Genomic DNA, 23,367 nt, shown 5'->3' on the forward strand with positions numbered 1-23,367 from the left:
GACACACACACCGGCACCGCGTATCCAGATTCCAAATACCCTAAGCAGAAGACACCATCATGTTTACAGGCATTGTCGCGGCAGTCGGCCGCATTGAATCCATTACCCCGCTGGGCGCCGCCGATGCCGGCGTGCGCTTGCGCATCGCCGCGGGCGGGCTGGACCTGTCGGACGTCATCATCGGCGACAGCATCGCCATCCAGGGCGCGTGCATGACCGTGATCGCCATGGCGCCCGACAGTTTCGACGTCGAAGTCTCGCGCGAGTCGCTGGACAAGACCGTGGGGCTGGAGAGCACCGGCCGTGTCAACCTGGAAAAGGCCCTGCGCCTGGCCGACCGCCTGGGCGGCCACCTGGTGTCCGGGCACGTCGACGGCCTGGGCGAAGTCGTGCACTTCGCGCCGGTGGGCGAATCGCATGAACTGCGCATCGGCGCCCCGCGCGAGCTGGCACGCTACCTGGCATACAAGGGCTCGGTCGTGGTCAACGGCGTGTCGCTGACCGTCAACCGCGTCAATGACGAAGCCGACGGCTGCGTGTTCTCCATCAACCTGATCCCGCACACCGTGGAAGTCACCACGCTGCAGGAACTCAAGCCGGGCGCGCGCGTCAACCTGGAGATCGACCTGATCGCCCGCTATGTGGAGCGGATGCTGTCGACCGCGCAGGCCCCCGCGTAATACCGCGGGCTACCTGTCCTCGTCGGGCACGTTATAGGTCTCGCGCAGCTTGTCGGTGAAGGGACGCAGCGCTTCCACGCAGGCGCTGCTGTTGCCGCCCTCCATCGTGGACAGGCTCCAGTTGCAGCCGCCGGTGTCCGGCGCGTGCCAGACCACATCGCCAAAGCAGGCGCCCTCGCAAGCGGCGAACTTCGACTGCTCGGCGCGTACCAGGGCACGCAGTTCGGCCTTGTTCTTGATCTGCCTCGACATCTTTGTCTCCTTTGTTGTGCAAAGTCCGCGGGCGCGATCGGGCCGGCGCCCTGATTTGAAGTCCGAACCGCCGCTTGCCAGCGCGGCGGCATTCAGGGCGGGGCGTGCCCTTTTGTCCCGAGCATACGCTGACAACCCCCTCCTGTGGCAATTTGCTTGCGCTGTCGCCCCCCGGGGAAGGTGCGCCGCGCGGGGCCCGGCGGCTTTGTTGTAAGTCAGCTGGTTCCTGCAACGCCCTAGGCCTAGAATGGTTAAGCAGCGCTTGCAGTCCATGTATGCCCACAGGCGCTCGCCACTCGTTCCCGGGCCTCCCCCCTCGACAACGTCTAGCACTGGTGGCTGCTGAAGCCACTCACGGGGACCACCTGGACCTTCATGCACCCCTGCCCGCCGCGCCGCGCGCTCGTCCGCGAGCTGGCGCCCCCGCCGTTGCTTTCGATTGCCGGCCGGATTGCTGCCCGGCACCCATGAAGGAACTCACTGTGCCCGATCCCACCGCCAGAATCCTGTATCAGCGACTTCCGGCCACGCGCCTGCTGCGTGACCGGCATCCCACTGCGCCGATGCGCGCGCGCCTTGGCTTTGTGCGCCTGGCCGCGACCCACCTGCACCGTGCCGTCACGCTGCTGATCGACTGGGACCAGGCCGTGGGCGACGGATGGCCGCGGCTGCAGCCACCGTCCTCACCCCTGGCGAAGACATTCCGGCGCCCCGGCGCCCGGCGTTTCGCAGGCTTTCCGTGGTCCAGCGGCAAATGGACCTGACATCAAGCGAGGCATCACCATGCTCACCCTACTGTATTTCCGGCTGAACGACATTGCCGCGGCAAGGCGCGCGCACGCGCAGCTTGGCGAGCTGGCCGCGACTCTCGCACGCATCGACGGCCCTTGGTTCTTCCTGCGCGAGGACCAGCCGGCCGAAGGCCTGCCCTCGCCCCACGCGGCGCAGATCACCTATCGCAATGAAGTCGCGGCGGCCGGCCTGGTCGCCGGCGCACTGCTGGTGGCCTGGATCGTGTTCCGCTACGGCACGCCGGCCAACGCGGCCGCGGGCTTCATGGCCTACCTCGGCGGCATGGCGCTTGGCGCCGTGATCGGCCGGTGGCTGGGCAGCGTGATCGGTGCCCGGGTCATGCGCGCCGGCCTGAGGCGGCAGAAGCGGCAAATGACGGCAGGCCAGCTGATGATGATCTGCGCGTGCGACCCGCACGCAAAGGGGCGGCTCTGCGAGATCGCCCAGGATGCCGGCGCCGCCGCCATCGACACACAGCATAGCCGGCTGCACCTGCGCGGCTGGCTGACGGACCGCCACTGGCCCGCATGGCTTTCAGGCCATGGCCAGCGTGCTGTCCCACAAAGGAAACAAGCATGAGCGAGAGTTTTTTCTATCAGCATTGCCACGTCGTCGTGACACTGGCCGAGGTCACCTTCGGCAAGTGGGAATGGGCCTATGCGCTGGACGCGCATGCCAGGTTCACCAAGCCCAACGCCGGCTTCCTCACGCGCGAGCTCGCGCTGGCTGACGCGACCCGCGCGGCCAGGGCGCGCATCGCCAGGACCTCGCGGCTGCGCACCGCAGGCCACGACGCCACACCGCTGGCCGTCGCCGCATAGGCCCCGGCCGAGCCTGGCGCCGGCGCCCTGCCGGCAACGGGGCGGCTCATGCAGCACCGCACTCCTCACCCGCTTCAGGCAGGCGCCGTACTTTCCGGTGCCGTCGCCTCCCGCATTGCCTGCCTTGGCGTACAATACCCGGCTTGACTGGGCGACCTGCCGGGCGTATATGGCCTGGCCGGCCCGGCCCGACGCCCCGCCTCAGTCCGGCCGCTTTCAACCGCGGCCATGGTTCCTGCCCCAGCTATTCGCCGGTTTTTCGCTCGATTCGCCCCAATTTGCCGTTCAGCACGCCATGAAAATCGCCCGTACCGAAGACATCATTGCCGACATCCGCGCCGGCCGCATGGTCATCCTCGTCGATGAGGAAGACCGCGAGAATGAAGGCGACCTGGTGCTGGCTGCCGATTTCGTCACACCGGAAGCGATCAATTTCATGGCCAAGCACGGCCGCGGGCTGATCTGCCTGACCCTGACCGCCGAGCGCTGCCGCCAGCTGGACCTGCACCCGATGGTCAGCCGCAACGGCACCCAGCACGGCACCAACTTCACCGTGTCGATCGAGGCCGCCGAAGGCGTGACCACTGGCATTTCCGCCGCCGACCGCGCCCGCACCGTGCAGGCCGCCGTCGCCCGCGACGCCAAGTCGGCCGACCTGGTCCAGCCCGGCCATATCTTCCCGCTGACGGCCCAGCCCGGCGGTGTGCTGATCCGCGCCGGCCATACCGAGGCCGGCTGCGACCTGGGCGCGCTGGCAGGCCTGACGCCAGCGGCCGTGATCTGCGAGATCATGAAGGACGACGGCACCATGGCGCGCCTGCCGGACCTGATCGAGTTCGCGCAGGAACATGACCTGAAGATCGGCACCATTGCCGACCTGATCCACTACCGCAGCCGCACTGAGAGCATTATCGAGCGTGTGGGCGAGCGCGACATGCAGACCCCCTACGGCACCTTCCGCAGCATCGCCTACCGCGACAAGCCCACCGGCCAGGCGCACCTGGCGCTGGTCAAGGGTTCGCCCGCGCCGGACCAGGAAACGCTGGTGCGCGTGCACGAGCCCTTCTCGGTGCTGGACCTGCTGGAAGTGAAGCGCACCACGCACTCGTGGAGCATCCCCGCCGCGCTGGAAGCCATCGCCGGCGCCGATAATGGCGTGGTGGTGCTGCTGAACTGCGGCGACTCGGCCGACCAGCTGTTCACGCAGTTCAGCGCGCTGGACGCGCCGCAGTCGCGCCCGCGCCGAAAGCCGGACCTGCGCACCTACGGCATGGGCGCGCAGATCCTGAAGGACGTCGGGGTGGGCAGGATGCGCGTGCTGGCGTCGCCGCAGCGCATGCCCAGCATGACCGGCTTCGACCTCGAAGTCACCGGCTACCAACCCATGAACGGCCAGGCCGACTGAGCCTGCGCCACCCGAACACCCCGGCAGCGCGCACCAGCGCCGTTGCCGCCCCGAAAACTGGAGAACTGAACAATGGATCACGGCTTCTACCCCAGCAACCTCGACGGTGAAGGCCTGCGTATCGGCATCGTGCAGGCCCGCTTCAACGAGCCGGTCTGCGCCGAGCTGCTCGAAGCCTGCGTGGCCGAGCTGGAAAAGCTCGGCGTCGAGGGCGAAGACACCCTGGTGGTGACCGTCCCCGGCGCGCTGGAAATCCCGCTGGCGCTGCAGAAGATGTGCGAGAGCGGCCAGTTCGACGCCCTGGTCGCACTGGGCGCCGTGGTGCGCGGCGAGACCTACCACTTCGAGCTGGTCTCGAACGAGTCGGGCGCCGGCATCACCCGCGTCGGCCTGGACTTCAATGTGCCGATCGCCAATGGCATCCTGACCGTGGATACCGACGAGCAGGCCCACGCCCGCACCCGCGAGAAAGGCCGCGACTGCGCCCGCGCCGCGGTGGAGATGGCCAACCTGGTCGTCGCGCTCGATTCGCTGCGTGGCCAGGAAGATGAAGACGAGGACGACGATGAGTGATACGTCGAACACCCCCGACAACGACGGCGGCAAGGCAGCCGGCGGCAAGCCCGCCGCGGCCCGCACCGAGGCCAAGGCGCCGCCCAAGAGCGCGCGCCGCCGCTCGCGCGAGCTGGCGCTGCAGGGCCTGTACCAGTGGCTGCTGAACCGCAACGACATCGGCGCAATCCAGGCCCACCTGCATGATGCGCAAGGCTTCAACAAAGCCGACCGCGAGCACTTCGACGCGCTGCTCAACGGCGCGGTGCGCGAAGAAGCCCGCCTGACCGCCGCGTTCGAGCCCTTCCTGGACCGCACCGTGAACGAGCTGTCGCCGGTGGAGCGTGCCGCCCTGCTGGTCGGCAGCTATGAGCTGGTGCACTGCCTCGACATCCCGTACAAGGTCGTGATCAATGAAGCCGTCGAGCTGACCAAGACCTTTGGCGGCGTCGAGGGCTACAAGTACGTGAACGGCGTGCTGGACAAGCTTGCCGCCCAGGTGCGCGCGGCCGAGGTCGCGGCGCGCCGCTGAGTTGCCAACCGAGCCGCCCGCGGGCCGGCCCACGCCATCACGGCTGGCTTGCGCCGGCAATGATGCAGACGACACCCGCCCCGGCGGGTGTTTTCATTCCTACCCACCCTCTTGCTGAACGGGCCCCAGGCCCGTCCCGGACCACCATGGACATGCAGCACCTGGCCACCGCCTCCCGCCTCGCCAATATCGACGCCTTCCACGTGATGGAGCTGGCCAAGCAGGCCGCCGCGCTGGAGCGCGCCGGCCGCCACATTGTGCACATGGGCATCGGCGAGCCGGACTTCACCGCCGCCGAGCCGGTGGTGCGCGCGGCCGAAGCCGCCATGCGCCGCGGCGTCACGCAGTACACCGGTGCGCTCGGCATCCAGCCGCTGCGCGAGGCCATCGCCGGCTATTACAAGACGGCCTACGGGCTGGATATCCCGGCCCGGCGCGTGATCGTCACGGCCGGCGCCTCGGGCGCGCTGCTGCTGGCGTGCGCGGTGCTGGTCGAGATCGGTGCCGAGGTGCTGATGCCCGACCCCAGCTACCCGTGCAACCGGCACTTCGTCGCCGCCTTCGACGGCGCCGCGCGCATGATCCCGAGCGGCCCGGCCGAGCGCTTCCAACTGACCGCCGCGCAGGTCGAGGCCAACTGGGGCGAGCAAACGCGCGGCGTGCTGCTGGCATCGCCCTCCAACCCGACCGGCACCTCGATCCTGCCCGACGAGCTCGCCCGCATCCTGCAGGCCGTGCGCGCGCGCAACGGCTTTGCCATCCTCGACGAGATCTACCAGGGGCTGTCCTATGACGCCCCGCCGGTCTCGGCACTGAGCCTGGACGAGAACGTGGTCACGGTGAACAGCTTCTCCAAGTACTTCAACATGACGGGCTGGCGCCTGGGCTGGCTGGTGGTGCCGGAGGCGCTGGTGGACGCCTTCGAGAAGGTCGCACAGAACCTGTTTATCTGCGCGTCGGCCGTGGCGCAGTACGCCGCGCTGGCCTGCTTCACCCCCGAGGCCCTGGCGATCTACGACGAACGCAAGGCCGAGTTCCGCCGCCGCCGCGACCTGATCGTGCCAGCGCTGGAGACACTTGGCCTGCGCGTGCCGGTGCGCCCGGACGGCGCCTTCTATGTCTATGCCGACTGCCGCGGCGTCAACCACCCCGCCGCCGGCGATGCCGACCGGCTGACGCAGGCGATGCTGCACGATGCGGGCGTGGTCATGGTGCCGGGGCAGGATTTCGGCCCGTATACGGCGAAGGACTACATCCGGATCTCGTACGCGACCTCGCGCGAGAACATCGAGGAGGCGATGGCGCGCCTCGGCAAGCTGTTCCGCTGACCGGCCTCTGCCGCGGCTGAAGCAGGCAAAAGAAAAGCACCCCGCGGGGTGCTTTTCTGATTGGCGATCCGCGCTCAGGCGTTGTGCGGACCGTTGTTCGCTTCCAGCTTCTCGCTCGGAGCCAGGTGCTCGGCAGGGGCCTTGACCTCGACCGGCTTTTCGGCGTTGGCGGGCGCGTTGCGCACGCCCAGCAGCTGGCGCAGGCGGGCGCGCTCGGCCAGCACCTTGGCGCCGTAGCCGCCATCGGTGGCCGTGGTGGCACCGACGTAGTACTTCAGGCCGCCTTCGATCGAGCCAGCGCGGGCGATGCAGTCCTTGAGCACCAGCGCGCCGATCTTGATATTGGCGTACGGGTTCAGCGCCGCGGCAACGCCGCCGACGGCCTCGTACTTGTCCTGGTGGACCTTGGTCATGACCTGCATCAGGCCCTGCGCACCCACGCCGCTTTCAGCGTACGGGTTGAAGCTGGACTCGATCGCGATCACGCCCAGGATCAGCAGCGGGTCGATACCGACCTCGCGGCCGGTCAGGTAGGCCGCCTTCACCAGTTGCGCGGTGGCCTGGGCCGCCACGCGGTACTTGCGGGCGATGTAGTCGGCCACGGCCGCCTGTTCGCGGGCGGTGCCCAGCGTGCTGGTGCTGCGGGCATCCATCGCCACGCGCGTCACCGGGATCTGCGCGGCCAGGTGCGCGACCGACGGCACCTTGGCGGCAGCCGCCAGGCTCCATTCGTCCACGCCCGACACGGTCGGCAGGCCACCCTTGCCAAAGGCAAGCTTGGCCGCAGCGACGTCCGCCGAATGCGGCGGCACGGCAGTGCTGGCCACGGCAGGCGCGGCCGACATGGCGGCGCCAACCAGCACCGCGGGTGCTTCGTCACCCGCCAGCAGCGCGGCCAGCGTGGTGCGCCATTCCTGGCTCAGCGACAGCGACACGGCCGAAACGACCGCGACCACGCCCAGGCTGTTCAGGGCGTACTTCAGCGTTGTGCGGCCACCGCGCAACGCGCGGCCCGCGACCGGATGCGCGAGACGGACCTGCAATGCCCGACTCACTCCGGGTACCGGCTGTCGGAGACGGACCTGCAAGGCCCGCCCGATGCCGGGAAGATGAAGGGTTTTCCAACCGCTCATGCTTACCTCCATCCGTTGCCCGCTTCGCGCGCCCGACTGCGGCACGCGCCCGATCTCAACGTACTCAAGTAAGGATGCCGCGCCGTCTAGCAGTGACGACCAAGCATCTGTTGGCAGGCGCTCCCCGTGCGCCCAACTGGAAACAGGCTACGCTCTGGGGGAGCGCACCCTGCCACGACTAAACTCACTACGCTCCGGCAAGTCGCCGGAGGCGACCGGCCGGCCCGCTTGCATTCGGGCCTGACCATCGGTCTTTGCTGGAGGGACTTTCTGGCACATTTACTTGATGTGCACCCCTTGACACAGGGGGAAAATCCATGTTGCGACGCAACACTCCATGGAGCAAGACCGGATTGTAGGAACGGTGTTATATCCCGTCAAGAATAATAACTTCGATTTCTACTACTTATAGTTATTTGTAACAATGGTTGCCATGTCGGCATCGGAGCACCCGATTGCCCGCAAACGCAGGCCTGGCCTTGGCTGGTCGCTCGGAAAAGTACGCTGTCAGTGACAAAAAACTTACAATTTGCGCGGCTTGGTTTTGATGATTTTTTTGCCGCGGCGCCGGTGAATGTGTATCGTCACCGACTTGGACGCCGCCTTGCGGACGCTTTCCCCCGCCCCGCACCACAACAGAATTCACTATGCAATACAAAGACTTGCGCGATTTCATCGGCCAACTCGAAGGCATTGGCGAGCTACGGCGCATCGCCCGGCCGGTCGCGCCCAACCTGGAAATGACCGAAGTCTGCGACCGGCTGCTGCGCGCTGGAGGCCCCGCGGTCCTTTTTGAGAAACCTTCCGGAGCCAGCACCGATGGCGGTATCTATAGCGTCCCCGTACTGGCCAATCTGTTCGGCACGACACACAGAGTCGCACTTGGCATGGGCGCCGAATCGATGGAAGACCTGCGCGACATCGGCCGGGTCTTGTCAGCACTGAAGGAACCGGAGCCGCCGCGCGGTTTGCGCGAGGCCGGCAAGCTGTTCACGCTGGCCAAATCTGTGTGGGATATGGCACCAAAGCGCGTCAGCAGCCCGGCCTGCCAGGAGGTGGTGTGGGAGGGCAACGACGTCGACCTGGCGCGCCTGCCGATCCAGACCTGCTGGCCCGGCGACGCTGCGCCGCTGATCACCTGGGGCCTGGTGGTGACCAAGGGCCCGCACAAGAAGCGCCAGAACCTGGGCATCTACCGCCAGCAGGTGATCGGCCGCAACCAGGTCATCATGCGCTGGCTGGCGCACCGCGGCGGCGCGCTCGATTTCCGCGAGCATGCGCTGGCCAACCCCGGCAAGCCGTTCCCGATCGCGGTAGCGCTGGGCGCCGACCCCGCCACCATCCTGGGCGCGGTGACGCCGGTGCCCGATACGCTGTCCGAGTACCAGTTCGCCGGCCTGCTGCGCGGCAGCCGCACGGCGCTGGCCGGCTGCCTCACGCCGACGCTGTCCGAGCTGAGCGTGCCGGCCTCTGCCGAAATCGTGCTGGAAGGCCATATCCAGCCCGACCCGAACCACCCGTCCGGCTACCAGCATGCGCTGGAAGGCCCGTTCGGCGACCACACCGGCTATTACAACGAGCAGGACTGGTTCCCGGTGTTCACCATCGACCGCATCACCATGCGGCGCGACCCGATCTACCACTCCACCTACACCGGCAAGCCGCCCGACGAGCCGGCGGTGCTGGGCGTGGCGCTGAACGAAGTGTTCGTGCCGCTGCTGCAGAAGCAGTTCCCGGAGATCACCGACTTCTACCTGCCGCCCGAGGGCTGCAGCTACCGCATGGCGCTGGTGCGCATGAAGAAGCAGTACGCCGGCCATGCCAAGCGCGTGATGTTCGGCGTGTGGAGCTTCCTGCGGCAGTTCATGTATACGAAGTTCATCGTGGTGGTCGATGACGATGTCGACGTGCGCGACTGGAAGGAAGTGATCTGGGCCATCACCACCCGGGTCGATCCCAGCCGCGACACGGTGCTGGTCGACAACACCCCGATCGATTATCTGGACTTCGCCTCGCCGGTGTCGGGCCTGGGCTCCAAGATGGGCATCGACGCGACCGACAAGTGGCCGGGCGAGACCACGCGGGAATGGGGCACGCCGATCTCCATGGATGCCGCGGTCAAGGCGAAGGTCGACACCATGTGGGAAAGCCTGTTCGAGCGTCCGGCCGGCAACTGAACCTAAGGGCCGTTATCATGGCAGGCTGATGCCAGCTGCCGCCACAGGCACCCGGCATACCCATCGCCACCATCCGATGCCCGCGACAGACGGGCCCGAGGAGGAGACATGAGCACCCCCGCCCCTCTGACCGAAGGGAACCTGATGTGGACGCCCTCCGCGGCGTTCCGCGACAGCAGCCAGGTCGCGCGCTTCATGCACTGGCTGCGGGCCGAGCGCGGCCTGGCCTTTGACGACTACGACAGCCTCTGGCAGTGGTCGGTCACCGAGCTGGAAGCCTTCTGGGACGCCGTGCGCGCCTATTTCGACGTACGCTTCGACACGCCCGCCACGCAGGTGCTGGACCGCCGCACCATGCCGGGCGCGCGCTGGTTCGAGGGTGCCACGCTGAACTACGTGCAGCAGGTATTCCGCCACGCCGGTGCGGGCAGCGCCCGCCAGCGCACCGCGATCCGCCATGCCGGCGAGGCCCAGCCGCTGGCCGATGTCAGCTGGGACATGCTGCAAGCGCAGGTGGCGTCGCTGGCGCATGTGCTGCGCCAGATGGGCGTGCAGCGCGGCGACCGCGTTGCCGGCTACCTGCCCAATATCCCCGCCACCATCGTCGCCTTCCTGGCCACCGCCAGCCTGGGTGCGGTCTGGTCGGGCTGCGCGCCGGACATGGGCCAGGTGGCGGTGATCGACCGCTTCCGCCAGATCGGGCCCAAGGTGCTGATCGCCGTCGACGGCTACCGCTATGGCGGCAAGGTCTACGACCGCACCCCGGTGCTTGCCGACCTGATCGCCGCCCTGCCCTCGCTGACCGACCTGGTGCTGGTGCCGCAGATCGGCAGCCCTGCAGCGCCGCCTGCCGGCGTGCGCGCGCATGCCTGGCAGGAGGTGCTGGCGCACGACGTGCCGCTGGCGATCGAGCCGGTGCCGTTCGACCATCCGCTGTGGATCGTCTATTCGTCCGGCACCACCGGCATGCCCAAGCCGATCGTGCATGGCCATGGCGGCATCGTCATCGAGCAGCTCAAGCTGATGGCCTTCCATAACAACCTGGGCCCGGACGATGTCTTCCACTGGTACAGCAGCAGCGGCTGGATCATGTGGAACGCGCAGGTGGCCGGGCTGCTGCTGGGCACCACCATCGCGCTGTATGACGGCAACCCGGCCTGGCCCGACGCGGGCGTGCTGTGGCGCTTTGTCGACGACGCCGGTGTGACGCTGTTCGGCGCCGGCGCGGCCTTCTTCATCAACTGCATGAAGGCCGGCATCGAACCGGCACGCATCGCCGACGTGTCGCGCCTGCGCGGGCTCGGCTCGACCGGTTCGCCGCTGCCGGTGGAGGCCTACGACTGGATCTACCGCCATGTGCGCGAAGACATCTGGCTGGTGCCGATGTCGGGCGGCACCGACTTTGCCGGCTCCTTCGTCGCCGGCTGCCCGCTGCTGCCGGTCTATTCCGGCGAGATGCAATGCCGCTGCCTGGGCGCCAAAGTGGAGGCCTTCGACGACAACGGCCAGCCGCTGCTCGACGCGGTGGGCGAACTGGTCTGCACCGAGCCGATGCCGTCGATGCCGCTCTACCTGTGGGGCGACGCCGACGGCAAGCGCTATCGCGACAGCTATTTCGACACCTATCCCGGCGTCTGGCGGCATGGCGACTGGATCAAGATCACAAAGCGCGGCGGCGCGGTGATCTACGGGCGCTCGGACGCCACCATCAACCGCCACGGCATCCGCATGGGCACCAGCGAGCTGTACCGCGTGGTGGAAGACCTGCCGGAAGTGCTCGACAGCATGGTGGTCGACCTGGAATACCTGGGCCGCGAGTCCTACATGCCGCTGTTTGTGGTGCTGCGCGAAGGCCTGGTGCTGGATGATGCGCTGCGCGACACCCTGCGCCTGCGCATCCGCGAAGCGCTGTCCTCGCGCCACGTGCCCAACGAGATCGTGCAGGCACCCGGCGTGCCGCGCACGCTGTCGGGCAAGAAGATGGAAGTGCCGATCAAGAAGCTGCTGCTCGGCCATGCGCCACAGGGCATCGCCAACCGCGATGCGATGGCCAACCCGGACACGCTCGACTGGTACTTCGACTACGCCGAACGCTTCCTGAAGGCACGGCAGGCCGACCCCGCCACGGCGTAACGCCGGCGGCCGCGGCGGTTGCCAGCGAGGACATCAGAACTCCACATCGAGTTCGCTGATTTCGTCGGGTTCCTCGCGCGCCGCCGCGATCCACTCCTGAAGTTCCGGCATCGACAGGATCTGCTTGCAGTAGGCAACCGGCACGGGATCGAGCATCACGCCATAGGTGACAAAGCGCGTCACCACCGGCGCGTACATGGCGTCGGCCATGGTGCGCGTGCCGAACAGGTAAGGCCCGCCATAGCGCGTCAGGCATTCGGTCCAGATCGCCGTGATGCGGTCGATGTCCGCCTGCGCACGCGACCACACCTTCATCCCGGGGAAATGCCCCTTCAGGTTCATCGGCAGCGCCGAACGCATCGCGGCAAACCCGGAATGCATCTCGCCGCAGATGGCGCGGCAGTGGGCACGCGCGGCGCGGTCTTCCGGCAGCAGGCCGGCCTTGGGGTGGATTTCGTTCAGGTATTCGGCGATCGCCAGCGTGTCCCACACCGTCACGCCGTGGTGGCGCAGGCACGGCACCAGGATCGACGGGGACAGCAGCAGGATTTCCGCACGCGCCGCGGCGTCGTCCGGCGGCACCACCACTTCTTCGAATTCCAGGCCGGCAAAGCGCGCCAGCAGCCAGCCGCGCAGCGACCATGAGGAATAGGTCTTGCTGCTGATGGTGAGTGTGGTCTTGGACATCGCGCCTCCTTTACTGCTTGTTGCCGCTCATGGCCGCGCACCTATGCAGTGCATCCGGCAGGCACCAGTCTGAAGCCGCTGCGCGCAATGCGCCGCGAAGCGGCGCCACGCCCATGCGCCAGGCGCATGCCTCGCTACTTGCGCGGCATCGTCCGCCCCGCTCACCGCACAAAGCGCAAGGCGCGTGCCAGGTCTAAACTGATGGCATACATATTGCGGCTGGCAAGTACCAGAATAGCGGGGAGCCGAGCCATGCTGTACCACGCCTACCAGATCTACGCGGACATGATACTGCCGGCCTGCACGCTGGCGGAGTTGGCTGCCGCGACGCTGGCGGCGAATCCCAGGTCCGGCGGTTTCGATGCGGTGCCCCGCCTGCGCGCCGCCTGCGAGCTCATCGCGCTGGTGCGGCTCACACACCACCGGCCGGCCTTCGGCATCGACCACGCCACCGTCGGCGGACAGCCGGTGCCGGTCACCGAGGAAGTCGTCGCGCGCACGCCGTTCTGCTCGCTGCTGCACTTCCGCCGCCACGGCATCGTCGGCCAGCCGCGCGTGCTGCTGGTGGCGCCGATGTCCGGCCACTTCGCCACGCTGCTGCGCGGCACGGTCCAGACCATGCTGGCCGACCACGACGTCTATCTCACTGACTGGCACAACCCCCGCGACATTCCGCTGCTGGCCGGGCGCTTCGGCTTCGATGAATTCGTGCAGCACCTGATCGGCTTCCTGCAGACGCTGGGCGGCGGCACGCATCTGGTGGCGATTTGCCAGCCAACCGTGGCAGCGCTGGCGGCGGCCGCACTCATGGCCGAGGACGAAGACCCTGCCCAGCCGCCCAGCCTGACGCTGATGGCCGGCCCCATCGACGCGCGCGTCAATCCGACCAAGGTCAACGTGCTGGCCATGAGCCAATCCCTCGAATGGTTTGAGCGCACCTTGATTGGCATGGTGCCGCTGCGCTTTGCCGGCGCGATGCGGCGCGTCTACCCGGGCCACGTGCAGCTGCTGGCCTTCATGAGCATGAACCCGGAGCGGCACGAACAGGCGCTGCGCGAGCTTTACGCCCTGCGCGAGCGCGGCGAGCACGACAAGGCCGACGCCATCCGCGACTTCTACATCGAGTACTTCGCCACCATGGACCTGACCGCGGAGTTCTACCTGGAAACCGTCAGCCTGGTATTCCAGCGCTTCCTGCTGGCCCAGGGCCTGCTTGACGTGAGCGGTCGCCGTGTGTGCACGCGCGCCATCCACCGCACCGCCCTGCTGACCGTGGAGGGCGAGCGCGACGATATCTGCGCCATCGGCCAGACCGTGGCGGCGCAAGACCTGTGCGCCAGCCTGAGCCCCTACATGCGCATGCATCATGTGCAGACCGGAGTCGGGCACTATGGCGTGTTCAACGGCAGGCGATGGGAGACGCAGGTGTACCCGCTGGTGCGCAACACCATCTACACCAGCAGCTAGGACGGCAGCGCGCTGGCCTGGCTTATCATGGCAGCTGCGCCGGGCGGCACGCGCACGGCGCGGCACCAACGAACAACATGCCATTGCTTCCGACACAAGACTTCCAGGGCCAGCCACTGGTCCGGATCGGCGATGCCGACACGTTCCTGCTGCTCGCCCCGCAACACGGCGGCCGGCTGGTCCGCTGGGTGCACCGCGGACAGGACATCCTCTACTGGCCGGACGCCGCCGACTGGTCCCGCCCGGCCAAGGTCCGCGGCGGCAACCCGCTGCTGTTTCCGTTTATCGGCCGGCATTTTGCCAATGGCAATCCCGGGCAGTGGCGCGACGGACAAGGGACGGTGCACACGCTGGCGCAGCACGGCTTTGCGCGCGACCTGCCCTTCGACGTGAGCGCCATCGACGCACAAGGCGCGATCACGATGACGCTGCGCGACAGCGATGCAACGCGCGCCGGCTACCCCTTTGCATTCGCCTTCGACGCCATCTACCGCTTGCTGCCCGACGGCCTCGAGGTCACACTGCGCACCACCAATACCGGCACGCAGCGCCTGCCCTGCTATCCCGGCCACCATTTCTATTTCGCGCTGCCGCACGCGCAACGTGCCACCGCATCGCTGGCATTGGCGGGCACGGACCGCATGCGCCAGCTACCCGATGGCAGCCCCGGGCCCGCAGAGCCAGGCGAGACGACTTACCAGCTGGACGATCCACGCCTGCAGGACACGTTCCACGTCTTCCGCGACAGCCCGTCCGCCACGCTGGCGATGCCAGACCGCCGCGTCACGTTCGAACTCGACCTCGCCGGCAGCGCGCCATGGCATGCCGTGACGACCTGGTCCGAAAACGAAACCTCTGACTTCTATTGCGTGGAACCGTGGGCAGGCCTGCCCGACGCGATCCACCACGGCCAGGGGCTGCGCTGGATCGCGCCGGGGCAAACGGAAAGCGCGGTATGCCGGCTGCGGGTGGCTGGCTGAGCCAGTGCACCAGGCTCAGTGCTCGAATTCCAGCCCGCCGATCAGGATCGCCGGGTCAGCCTGCGATAGCGAGCGGAAGTCGATCCCGCGCGGTTCCTGCCAGGCGCGCAGTTTGGCCGGCAACGCCGCCAGGTAACCGGCAAGGCGCACCTCGCCACCCCCCGCGAACAAGCGCTGCACCTCAAGCCCATCCCATGCCAGCGTGATATCCAGCGCATAAGGGTGGCGCCGCAGGTCCGGCGGACCCTCCCCGGTCACGCGCAGGCGCGGCGGCCGGCCGGGGGCCTCGGCGGGCAGGGAGTGGAGTTGCAAGCGCCGGTCATGCTGGCCAATCGCGGCGGCGATGCGCGGCACGCATTCCGCTTCAAAGCGGGCGAAGAAATCGGTGGTCAAGGTGGCGGCGTCCTGACGTTGCGAGTTGGAATGATGGCGGCACACAGCCGTGCGCCATCGTGCCAGCCGCTACACACCAGCCGGCGTCAGGCTGGCCGGTACACCCAGCAGCCAGGTGAGCGGCTCCACATCGCCCTAGTAGCACTGGTGAGCCAGGGCTCCATATTCCCCTTACCTTTAAAAGGTTATAAAAGGCCTTTTAGGTAGGCTACGTGTTCCAGCCGTTGGAAGGCCGGCTGTGCCAGCTATCCCCTGGGGATAGCTGGCAGTGTTCGGCTAGTTCATGGGCTGTGCACGCTGTACCTCTCGTGCTCAATACCAGGCGACCTGTTTGTCAGTGCGCGTCTGCCTTCTTCCTCAAGCCCCATGCCTGGGGCGAGTCGGATGGTTGGGCTTGGAGCGGCGCTTGCAAGCGCGAATCTTGACCCTTCAGCCCTTCTACAGACGGATATCAACGGAAGCTGGCGTGGCGAATAGCTTGGGTTCCTTGCCGAGCGGAAACCCGATCACGTACAGGACGTTAGCTGGCATTGGCCTGTCCGGGTCCGAGCTTCCCTTCAGCAGCACTTGGCGCTCGGCATAGCAGAGCGAAACGCCAAGGGTCTTGAGCACATCGATGTTGGCTTGCATCGTGTCCGACGCCTCGCGCTTCTCTGCTTCGGTATAGGCGTCCAGGGCATCGCGGTAGTTACGGAAATATTCCATCAGTGCGGCGAAGCGTTTGTCCGCTTCGCCGCCCATTTCGAAGGCCAGCTCCGACATGTCCATCGTGCTGGTCTGCGCCAGCTCCGCCAACTGCTTACCCGTGGTCAGCCGAATCGCCGCGAAGGTGACGTGCTCCCGGTCGAACTGTTCCTGCGCTGCCTTGAGTTCGTCTTCTGGTGGAATCGCGAATGGCTTGTTAAGCGCGTCGATGTCCAGGAAATCGAACGCGCTGGCCAGCGCCCGGCAGATGTCGGGGCCAGCGGGCCAGCCTTGTTCGACGCGCTGAACGGTCCGCACGTTGAGTCCTGCGATCACGGCTAGCTGCTCTTGCGTCCATTGCCGGGCGTCGCGGAATACCTTGATGCAGACAGCCAGCTCGGCGGGAGTCAGTAGGCGTACTGGTGGCGTGTTTTCCGTCGCATTCATTTCGTTGCTCCTTCGTTATCGCCCGACTTGGCCAGCCGTGCTGGCCACGCCATTGCGCATGGCATGGCCGCATTTGGCGAGGGGCCAGAGCGCTAGCGAGAATCCGACAGCGGCCAGCACTGCCACATAGTGAGCCGGCGCCATTGCGTCGTGCTGCAGCCACAGCGTGAGAATCATCGGCGTGAGGCCGCCAAAAACTGCGTAAGACATGTTGTAGGCGAACGAGAGACCGGTGAACCGCACTGGTGCCGGAAAGGCGCGCACGCCGGCAATCGGCACGGTGGCGACGGTGCCGACGAACAGACCCAGCAGTCCGTAGTGCCAGAACAGCGTGCCAGGCGTGCCGGGCAGGCTGCCGTAGAAGAGGTAAGCGGTCATGAGAAGTCCGCCCCAGCCGATCAGCATGACGGCGCGCGTGCCAATGCGGTCGCTCGCCCAACCGACGATCACGCAGCCGATGGTCAGCGCGAGCGTAGCGAAGGCATTGGTCTCGAGCGCAAGCGCGGCGGGAATGTGGTGCACCTTCTGTAGGTAGGCGGGCGTGTACAGCACCACCACGACGATAGAGGTAGAAAGTACCCAGGTCAGCAATGCGACGAACAGGCTGGCCGAGCGGTGCTCGCGCAGCACGGTGCGGATCGGCAGTTCGCGCGCCAGGTTGCTGCGGCTAGCCAACTCGCGGAACACGGGTGTCTCGTGCAGAAAACGGCGCAGGTACACCGACACAAGTCCGAAGACGCCGCCCAGGATAAAAGGGATGCGCCAGGCGAAATCGCTCACCTGCTCAGGCGTGTAGTGGCGATTGATGGCGACCGCCACGAGCGAACCCAGCAGGATGCCACCCGTGATGCCCGAGGTCAGGGTCCCGATGCCGAAACCGTAGTGCCGGCTCGGCACGTGTTCGCCGACAAACACCCAGGCACCAGGCATCTCGCCACCGATGGCCGCGCCCTGCAGCACGCGCATCGCCAGCAGCAGCAGCGGTGCCGCGACGCCGATGCTGGCGTAGGTGGGCAGCAGGCCGATCATCAGCGTGGGCGCTGCCATCAGCAAGATCGACAGCGTGAACATGCGCTTGCGGCCAAGCCGGTCACCAAAGTGGGCGATCACGATGCCGCCCAGCGGGCGTGCCAGGTAGCCGGCGGCGAAAATGCCGAACGTCTGCAGTTGTCGCAGCCAATCTGGCATGTTGGGCGGGAAGAATAGCGCGCCCAACACCGTGACGAAGAAGACGTAGATGACGAAGTCATAGAATTCAAGCGTGCCGCCGAGGGCGGCAAGACCCAAGGTCTTGTAGTCGCGAGCAGCCAGCGTGCGCGCCGGTGCGGGTAAGACGCCGCCCGGTACGCTCAGGAGATTCACATGCGGTTCTTGTTGTGGATTCACGTTCGGTCCTCGTCAGGTAGTGATCAATGGACTTCGGTCAGGGCCGGTCCTTTTGAGACCAAGACCCCATCGTTTGCGCGTGAGGGATGCCGATCAGGCATCGTCCGGTGCGCCACGCCTGTAAGGAAATGCACAGTTGGTGCGCGGACATCAAGTCGTGCGCACCGTCTTTCCATGCTGGTCGCTTTGTGTGGAATCGACTGCTGCAACCAATGAGGTGCAGCAGAGGGCGGCCGGTCCGGCTAGCGGAACGGCCGGCGGGCTCGGTCAGTCGGGGATCGAACCGTCTACCTGCGCCAGCTGCGCATACGCCGATAGCGATCGGTTTGGCCGGAAGTACAGGTCGCGAAGAATCGGCTTTTTGAGCGGTCCAACGATGGATGCCAGTTCGGACAGCTTCACATGGCCCAGCTCGGGCATGCCGATACCCACGTCGCACAAACCGTATGCGGTGTCACCATCGGCGGGGTCGAGCGCGGCCAGTAGCCAGGTCGCATGCGCGTCAGGCGTAAACAGCCGCACCACAGGCAGCGGGTCGCTGGCGTGGCCGGTTGCGTACGCGCGGCCGTTTGCGAGCAGTTGCTCGCGTTGTTCCGCTGTGATGAGGGATCGGTTCATGGTCAAAGCCTCCATAACGTTTCACTCCACGGAGAAGCTAGGCGCTGCTGGGCTCGGCATTGCCGCGGGGCAATCCTTTCACCGGCAGCCCGCGTCTAGCCTTTAGGTAGCATCGGTACTCCACCTTACCCTGACTCGAGCGACAAATCAACCATTTAGGACTTATTTATTCCATTTAGGATGTTCATCGCAAATGGAATAGATACCACCATTGTGTCCTATGCCTATTCGATCAACACCCCTTGGCGAAGATGCACAGGACGCAGCCATTGCGGCCCGTGTTGGATCTGCTATTGCCGCGCAGCGACGTGCTCGCGGCCTGACTCAGGCGAAGCTGGCGGAGATGATCAACTTGGAACAGGAAGCAGTCAGCCGCTGGGAACGCGGCACTCGTGTTCCAACGCTATATCGCCTCCAGCAACTAAGCGATGCATTGGATTGCACGGTGGACGATCTATTGCGTCGGGGCTCAAGGCATATTGATGATCAGACTGCTGTGGTATCAGATGCCTTGAAGGACCTAGAGCCGGATGAAAGAGCGCTTGTGATCAGCTTCATTCGGCAGTTCACTGACCTCCTGCGGTCCAAACATTCCTTGCGTAGCCCACGCCGCAAGTGACGGCTCACTGCAAGACCATCAATCCAAAGCATGTGTCCAGGAGTTAGGAATCGCACATATTGCCGGCTCCCTCGCGCTCGCTCAGGGGCGTCAAAGTCAGACGGAACGCCGATCAAAATTGAAATTACGCCCCCGCTTGCGTCGCAGCCCCTCCTTCAGTTCCATGGAAGATGCCCACTGCGCGACCTTATGCTATTTAGGCCGGGACTACACGCGGTGACTCCTGCCCAGAACTGGCGGACGGGGATAGCGACAGGTAAGGGTTGTTCGGCGGCATGTCGGAGAACAGGACTCGCGGATCTTCCAACAGGTAGCCATGAAGTCTCCGCGACTTCCGCGGCCCCACCACGGTGCAGGTCCAGATATTCGCGCCGTCCTGCTGTTTGCAGTGCAAGTGCAGTTTCTCGAACCGTTTCTGCACCCATTGCCAATCGGGCACTCGAGCTTGCTTGGCAAGGAAAGCGGTTTTGGGATGTTCTTGGGCATAGCGCTGGAACACACCGGGGCTGACTAGATAGACGGTATCGGCGACCGTATGCACCAATGCCTTGGCGTCATTGATGATGAGCGTGCGTGCTTCGATGTGCCGGCGCAGCCAAGCAACAAAATGCTCGCCTGACGGCGTTTGCTCCTGTCCCGAAGTTAAGGCGGGTGCCAGGGAAACCGAGTCGATAGGCGCCCTCGACTCTGCGGACTCGACGGTCCGGTCTTCTATAACTGATGGGTCGATTTCCGTGAGTGATAAGGTAGCTGCCGACGCTGCGCCGGGAGCGACTAGCAGATCCAACGCTTCGCCACTATCGCCCGTTGGCTGGCTAGCTGACGAAGACCGAGTTGCGGGCGAAGGCGCACTGCTCGGCACCGATCCGAGACTCGTTGCCTCCCCCGCTTCCTGGACTACCGTCACCGTACCGGTGAACGATGGGGGCCGCTGATCTCCTTCCCAGATCAGCGAGGGTGCGAGGCGCAGAAGCGTGAAGGTATGGGACCAACCGACATCGCTTGTCACGGTACCTTTCCAGATCGCCTTGCCGTCCAGAGTGGGTAAGGCGATGCCGTGATCCTGCAGCACGTTGAACACGGCCGTATTGCTCGCCGGAATCCCGTCGATGCCCTGCGACAACAGGTGTGCCCGCAGCTTATCGGAAACGGTCTTGCTCACTAACCAGAGCGCATCCTGAGTCAACCAGCCATCGGAAGCCTGAGGCTGGTTCAACTTGAACTCCTCCTTGAGCAGATAACGCAGGCCCTCCAGCAGCTTCCGCTGCAACGCGTTGCGGGACACAGCCAGCGCCTTACTCGGATCACCGCCGAGCTCCTGAGCGACCGAGGCCTGATCGGCCTGAACCACCAGCTCGCCTAGCATGCCAGCGTGCTCGTTCTGGCCCGCCAGGACATAAAGCAAGGCGGTCCACAAGTCAGGATACCCACTCAGCCAGTCGAGAATGTCCGTATCGAGCAGGCGAGCGTACAGCAGCCCCGTTGCTGCGCCGTGAAGCCGGTACTCGCGATTCTTGGGGTAACGAAAGCGGTACGGCAGTCGAAGTGGCCCATGCCAGGGATGCCAGACAGTGCCGTCGCCATACTCGACCTGCAGATCCACAGCGACCTTGCCGACATCGTGCAGCAGTGCCGCGTAGGCCGTGCCCGCGGTCCAGGCTTCCGCTTGGGCAGCTTGAGCTTCCGGCGTCGAGCCAGCCGGAAGGAGATGGGCTTGTCGCAACTTCAGCGCGTAGGCGACGGTTTCCAGTCCGTGATCCAACATGCCGCCGGGGTAGGCATGGTGGTGGCTTTCCGAGGCCGGAAACAGTTGGACCAGCTCGGCGTAGCGTTCCAACGGCGCACGGTACAACGTGGCGAACTGGTTGCGGGAGACGGAAGTGCGCTGCCAAATGTGCTCCAGCAGCTTCTGTCGGCGCGGTGTCGCCAGCAGTGACGCGGCCGATTCTGGCCGCGTCAGCCCTTTAGGAGGCTCCATGGTGGCCGTAGACGGGGTGCCGGTGTTGGGCGGCACTCTCCTGCGTAGGAACAACGAGAGCATGGCGAATTTCGGATGACGGGCAAACTTTGGATCCTTGGATATAGCTTCAACAGTTCTTCTCAGGCCACAGCCAATGCGGGCTTCGCCAAAGTCGGATTGACCGTCGGTTCCTGCGAGACCCCACTGACCAGGCTAGGGCTTGTCACGTTGTTGGCGCCGAAGGTCGACCACCTGATAACCGGCGACAAGGGGCTGCTGGCCGCCAGTACCCCGTCCTCACGCCCGCGGAATTTTGGGCACGCCACGCAGTCTGATTGGATGTTGCAGGGAAATCAGCCTCTCGGCTTAAAAAGCCGTGCAGGATTCAAGAACGAGTATCGAGGGCCAGGGCAGGACGAGCATGAGGTAGCCACGATGAAACACGTTGCACAAACCACTTTCGCGGAGGGTGTGGGCCGGACCCTGGGCCGGCTGTGGCAGAGTTGTGTGCGGCTGGACCGGAGGGCAACGAATTGGCTGGTGGCGCGAGGATGGAAGCCTGGCGTTGCGAAGGCTTTGCTGATGGTGCTCAAGCTCGGCCCGTTGCTCTACACCACATTATGGCTAGCGTTGCTGCTTGCATTCGCTCTGGCCGGCGCCATTATCATTCGGAATGATAATGGAAGCTATGACGAGGAACACAAGGCAGAATGGGAGCACGGTCCTGCCGGGTATGGCCTGTATTCTTATGATGGTCATCGAATCGATCCACACGATCCCGAAGACGAACAAGACTAAGCAGGTCACTTAACAACCTTCATGGCGATGCTGGAGCCTTTCCCTCCTGCAGCCTGAGCCTCCTTAGATCCCACACCCAATGACTGAAGCGCGGCGCCAGCCCGCACGCCTACCCACCCGAGTGCGGCCACCCAGAATGTCGGCAAGATGACGAACATCGTCGCCATGACGAAGTTCAGCAACATGTCGCCGAAGGCATTGTTAAGGCCGATCAAGGGATCGAAGTTTGAGTGCGGCCGGTTCGCACCAAGTGCCCAGCCGTAGAGTGCATCGAGGATCGTGCTGTCCAGCCAGCGCGCAAGTTGGAACCAGAAGTCCACGAAGAACAGCGCGAACTCGGCGCAGCTCACAGCGACCACGGCCTTCAGCTCGTAGGTGCCGAACAGCAGCACCAGTGGGATGCAGATGACGAGTGCCATCTTGAGCAGCGACAGCACCATCGGCAGTGCCTGGCGCACCACGTCCATGGCTGGGAAGAAACCAGGCGACCCGGCGGCTAGGCCGAGATCGCCAGTGCCGCGCGCCACAATGTTGGGCAGCGTCTTCTCGATCTGACCGCCGTAGTCGGTATAAACGGCCCCCTGGTTCATCTTCTGATGCCGGGGCGAGACGACGGCGCGGACCACCGAGTCGTTGACCTCATTCTGCGAGAGGAACCCCGCCCATCGCCCGATACGAGAGAGCAGATCGGGATCGACCTGGCCCAACAGGCGTGCGCGCAGCCCACTGCTGCCATCGGACCACCATTGCCGGCAGGTCGGGTAGCCGCCGCCACTGTCCACCTGGGCCAGCCCCGCATCGCGGGCCGCGTCATAAGGCCAAGCCGTGCGCGGTGTGCTCGAATGGTAGGTGTCGTAGAAGCCGGCGGTGTTGAGGAAGTAGCCCGAACCGATCCAGGTGACGTCGTTCATCTGTTCGTCGGAGAGCGTCGGCCGGCTCATGAACAGCTTGGCGCGCGAAGGGCCATAGCAATCACGCACGAAATCGCCAACTTCCTGGGCCAGCACCGGGTTATCGATGCGCGTGGCGTCAACATCCATGCGCATCTGCCGCAGGTCAGTTCCACAAGGAATCGCCGCCACCGCGGCGCCCGTGACTGCCTTCGAGATGGCGTGCATGAAGAACCACCACACCGGCACCAGTGCGCTCTGGTCATTGAGCGTCGTATAGGAGCTGGACCAACCCGTATCGGCCGGCTGGGGGACATTGACTTGGCACTGCCGGGAACGGCTCGTGTCGAATTTGATCGTGCTGAGATCAACCGGAATCAAGGGGATGCCGGCAAACAGGATCACTACGATCGCAACCCACACGCGGTTCTCGATGCGCATCGAGGACAACACGCCCTTGTTGCCCTCGTCCGCGCCTTCTGTCCTCGCGCGCAGCCACTCGTGGATCACGATGGCAACGAACGGCAGCGCGAACAGGCCGCTTTCCACGAGGATGTTCCAGATGCCGTTGTTGACCACCCACCCCACCAAGGTCAGGTAATACTCCAGGTAGTCGGTCGTGTAGAGGGTCAT

23 protein-coding genes are annotated in these 23,367 nt (G+C 65.5%); 14 read left to right on the forward strand and 9 right to left on the reverse strand.

The window, feature by feature from the left end; genetic code table 11:
* Positions 1-59: 59 nt before the first annotated feature.
* Positions 60-680: a riboflavin synthase gene (locus tag KB879_RS26175; RefSeq protein ID WP_211980071.1), complete on the forward strand. Its 621-nt coding sequence runs from the start codon at positions 60-62 to the stop codon at positions 678-680.
* Positions 681-689: 9 nt separating this feature from the next.
* Here the strand turns inward: KB879_RS26175 and KB879_RS26180 are convergent, their stop codons facing one another.
* Complete coding sequence (locus KB879_RS26180; protein ID WP_013957640.1) at positions 690-932, reverse strand: hypothetical protein; 243 nt, start codon at positions 930-932, stop codon at positions 690-692.
* A 467-nt stretch (positions 933-1,399) separates the two neighbouring features.
* Here KB879_RS26180 and KB879_RS26185 point away from each other — a divergent pair, with 467 nt between their 5' ends.
* The 7 genes from KB879_RS26185 (at position 1,400) to KB879_RS26215 (ending at position 6,362) form a co-directional block, all read left to right on the forward strand.
* The gene (locus KB879_RS26185) at positions 1,400-1,696 is read left to right on the forward strand and encodes a hypothetical protein (protein WP_013957641.1); all 297 of its coding nucleotides are present in this window, start codon (positions 1,400-1,402) and stop codon (positions 1,694-1,696) included.
* Positions 1,697-1,715: 19 nt separating this feature from the next.
* The gene (locus KB879_RS26190; protein WP_211980072.1) at positions 1,716-2,303 is read left to right on the forward strand and encodes a hypothetical protein; all 588 of its coding nucleotides are present in this window, start codon (positions 1,716-1,718) and stop codon (positions 2,301-2,303) included.
* Positions 2,300-2,545 (forward strand): hypothetical protein, encoded by a 246-nt coding sequence (locus tag KB879_RS26195; protein WP_013957643.1) that lies wholly within the window; start codon positions 2,300-2,302, stop codon positions 2,543-2,545. The genes KB879_RS26190 and KB879_RS26195 overlap by 4 nt, the downstream gene beginning before the upstream one ends.
* Before the next feature lie 295 nt (positions 2,546-2,840).
* Positions 2,841-3,950: a bifunctional 3,4-dihydroxy-2-butanone-4-phosphate synthase/GTP cyclohydrolase II gene (gene ribBA / locus KB879_RS26200; protein WP_013957644.1), complete on the forward strand. Its 1,110-nt coding sequence runs from the start codon at positions 2,841-2,843 to the stop codon at positions 3,948-3,950.
* Between the two features lie 72 nt (positions 3,951-4,022).
* Positions 4,023-4,523, forward strand: coding sequence for a 6,7-dimethyl-8-ribityllumazine synthase (gene ribH / locus KB879_RS26205; RefSeq protein ID WP_013957645.1), 501 nt, complete (start codon positions 4,023-4,025; stop codon positions 4,521-4,523).
* Positions 4,516-5,034 carry a transcription antitermination factor NusB gene (gene nusB, locus KB879_RS26210; RefSeq protein WP_013957646.1) on the forward strand — a complete coding sequence of 173 codons (519 nt, stop codon included), beginning with the start codon at positions 4,516-4,518 and terminating at the stop codon, positions 5,032-5,034. Before ribH ends, nusB begins: the two co-directional genes overlap by 8 nt.
* 146 nt (positions 5,035-5,180) lie before the next feature.
* On the forward strand, positions 5,181-6,362 hold the full coding sequence (locus KB879_RS26215; RefSeq protein ID WP_211980073.1) for a pyridoxal phosphate-dependent aminotransferase: 1,182 nt from the start codon (positions 5,181-5,183) through the stop codon (positions 6,360-6,362).
* A 74-nt stretch (positions 6,363-6,436) separates the two neighbouring features.
* Here KB879_RS26215 and KB879_RS26220 read toward each other — a convergent pair whose 3' ends face one another.
* Complete coding sequence (locus KB879_RS26220) at positions 6,437-7,495, reverse strand: lytic transglycosylase domain-containing protein (protein WP_013957648.1); 1,059 nt, start codon at positions 7,493-7,495, stop codon at positions 6,437-6,439.
* A gap of 647 nt (positions 7,496-8,142) precedes the next feature.
* On the opposite strand from KB879_RS26220, the gene ubiD reads away from it, so the two are divergent.
* Positions 8,143-9,672: a 4-hydroxy-3-polyprenylbenzoate decarboxylase gene (gene ubiD / locus KB879_RS26225; RefSeq protein ID WP_013957649.1), complete on the forward strand. Its 1,530-nt coding sequence runs from the start codon at positions 8,143-8,145 to the stop codon at positions 9,670-9,672.
* Positions 9,673-9,780: 108 nt separating this feature from the next.
* A complete protein-coding gene (locus KB879_RS26230; RefSeq protein WP_211980074.1) occupies positions 9,781-11,805 on the forward strand; it encodes an acetoacetate--CoA ligase in 2,025 nt (674 codons plus the stop codon).
* Between the two features lie 33 nt (positions 11,806-11,838).
* On the opposite strand, the gene KB879_RS26235 is transcribed toward KB879_RS26230, so the two are convergent.
* The gene (locus tag KB879_RS26235; protein ID WP_013957651.1) at positions 11,839-12,492 is read right to left on the reverse strand and encodes a glutathione S-transferase family protein; all 654 of its coding nucleotides are present in this window, start codon (positions 12,490-12,492) and stop codon (positions 11,839-11,841) included.
* 252 nt (positions 12,493-12,744) lie between these two features.
* On the opposite strand from KB879_RS26235, the gene KB879_RS26240 reads away from it, so the two are divergent.
* Together KB879_RS26240 and KB879_RS26245 are read left to right on the forward strand one after the other, a co-directional pair.
* Complete coding sequence (locus tag KB879_RS26240; RefSeq protein ID WP_211980075.1) at positions 12,745-13,959, forward strand: polyhydroxyalkanoate depolymerase; 1,215 nt, start codon at positions 12,745-12,747, stop codon at positions 13,957-13,959.
* A gap of 77 nt (positions 13,960-14,036) precedes the next feature.
* The gene (locus KB879_RS26245; protein WP_211980076.1) at positions 14,037-14,939 is read left to right on the forward strand and encodes an aldose epimerase; all 903 of its coding nucleotides are present in this window, start codon (positions 14,037-14,039) and stop codon (positions 14,937-14,939) included.
* A gap of 15 nt (positions 14,940-14,954) precedes the next feature.
* Here KB879_RS26245 and KB879_RS26250 read toward each other — a convergent pair whose 3' ends face one another.
* From KB879_RS26250 to KB879_RS26265, 4 genes are all read right to left on the reverse strand, one after another.
* Entirely contained in the window at positions 14,955-15,332 is a 378-nt protein-coding gene (locus KB879_RS26250) for a DUF5594 family protein (RefSeq protein ID WP_211980077.1), read from the reverse strand.
* Between the two features lie 438 nt (positions 15,333-15,770).
* Positions 15,771-16,463: a helix-turn-helix domain-containing protein gene (locus tag KB879_RS26255; protein ID WP_211980078.1), complete on the reverse strand. Its 693-nt coding sequence runs from the start codon at positions 16,461-16,463 to the stop codon at positions 15,771-15,773.
* A 15-nt stretch (positions 16,464-16,478) separates the two neighbouring features.
* Positions 16,479-17,849 (reverse strand): MFS transporter, encoded by a 1,371-nt coding sequence (locus tag KB879_RS26260; protein ID WP_371827376.1) that lies wholly within the window; start codon positions 17,847-17,849, stop codon positions 16,479-16,481.
* Positions 17,850-18,116: 267 nt separating this feature from the next.
* Positions 18,117-18,467: a DUF2958 domain-containing protein gene (locus KB879_RS26265; protein ID WP_211982309.1), complete on the reverse strand. Its 351-nt coding sequence runs from the start codon at positions 18,465-18,467 to the stop codon at positions 18,117-18,119.
* A 220-nt stretch (positions 18,468-18,687) separates the two neighbouring features.
* Between KB879_RS26265 and KB879_RS26270 the strand changes: the two genes are divergently transcribed.
* Complete coding sequence (locus tag KB879_RS26270; RefSeq protein WP_084186963.1) at positions 18,688-19,086, forward strand: helix-turn-helix domain-containing protein; 399 nt, start codon at positions 18,688-18,690, stop codon at positions 19,084-19,086.
* A gap of 196 nt (positions 19,087-19,282) precedes the next feature.
* Here the strand turns inward: KB879_RS26270 and mobH are convergent, their stop codons facing one another.
* Positions 19,283-21,127, reverse strand: coding sequence for a MobH family relaxase (mobH, locus tag KB879_RS26275; RefSeq protein WP_211980079.1), 1,845 nt, complete (start codon positions 21,125-21,127; stop codon positions 19,283-19,285).
* Between the two features lie 12 nt (positions 21,128-21,139).
* On the opposite strand from mobH, the gene KB879_RS39520 reads away from it, so the two are divergent.
* Positions 21,140-21,844, forward strand: coding sequence for a DUF3742 family protein (locus KB879_RS39520; RefSeq protein ID WP_249221192.1), 705 nt, complete (start codon positions 21,140-21,142; stop codon positions 21,842-21,844).
* A gap of 5 nt (positions 21,845-21,849) precedes the next feature.
* Here KB879_RS39520 and KB879_RS26285 read toward each other — a convergent pair whose 3' ends face one another.
* A complete protein-coding gene (locus tag KB879_RS26285) occupies positions 21,850-23,367 on the reverse strand; it encodes a conjugal transfer protein TraG N-terminal domain-containing protein (protein WP_211980080.1) in 1,518 nt (505 codons plus the stop codon).

The sequence above is a fragment of the Cupriavidus sp. KK10 genome, from assembly GCF_018223725.1.
GTDB lineage: Bacteria > Pseudomonadota > Gammaproteobacteria > Burkholderiales > Burkholderiaceae > Cupriavidus > Cupriavidus necator.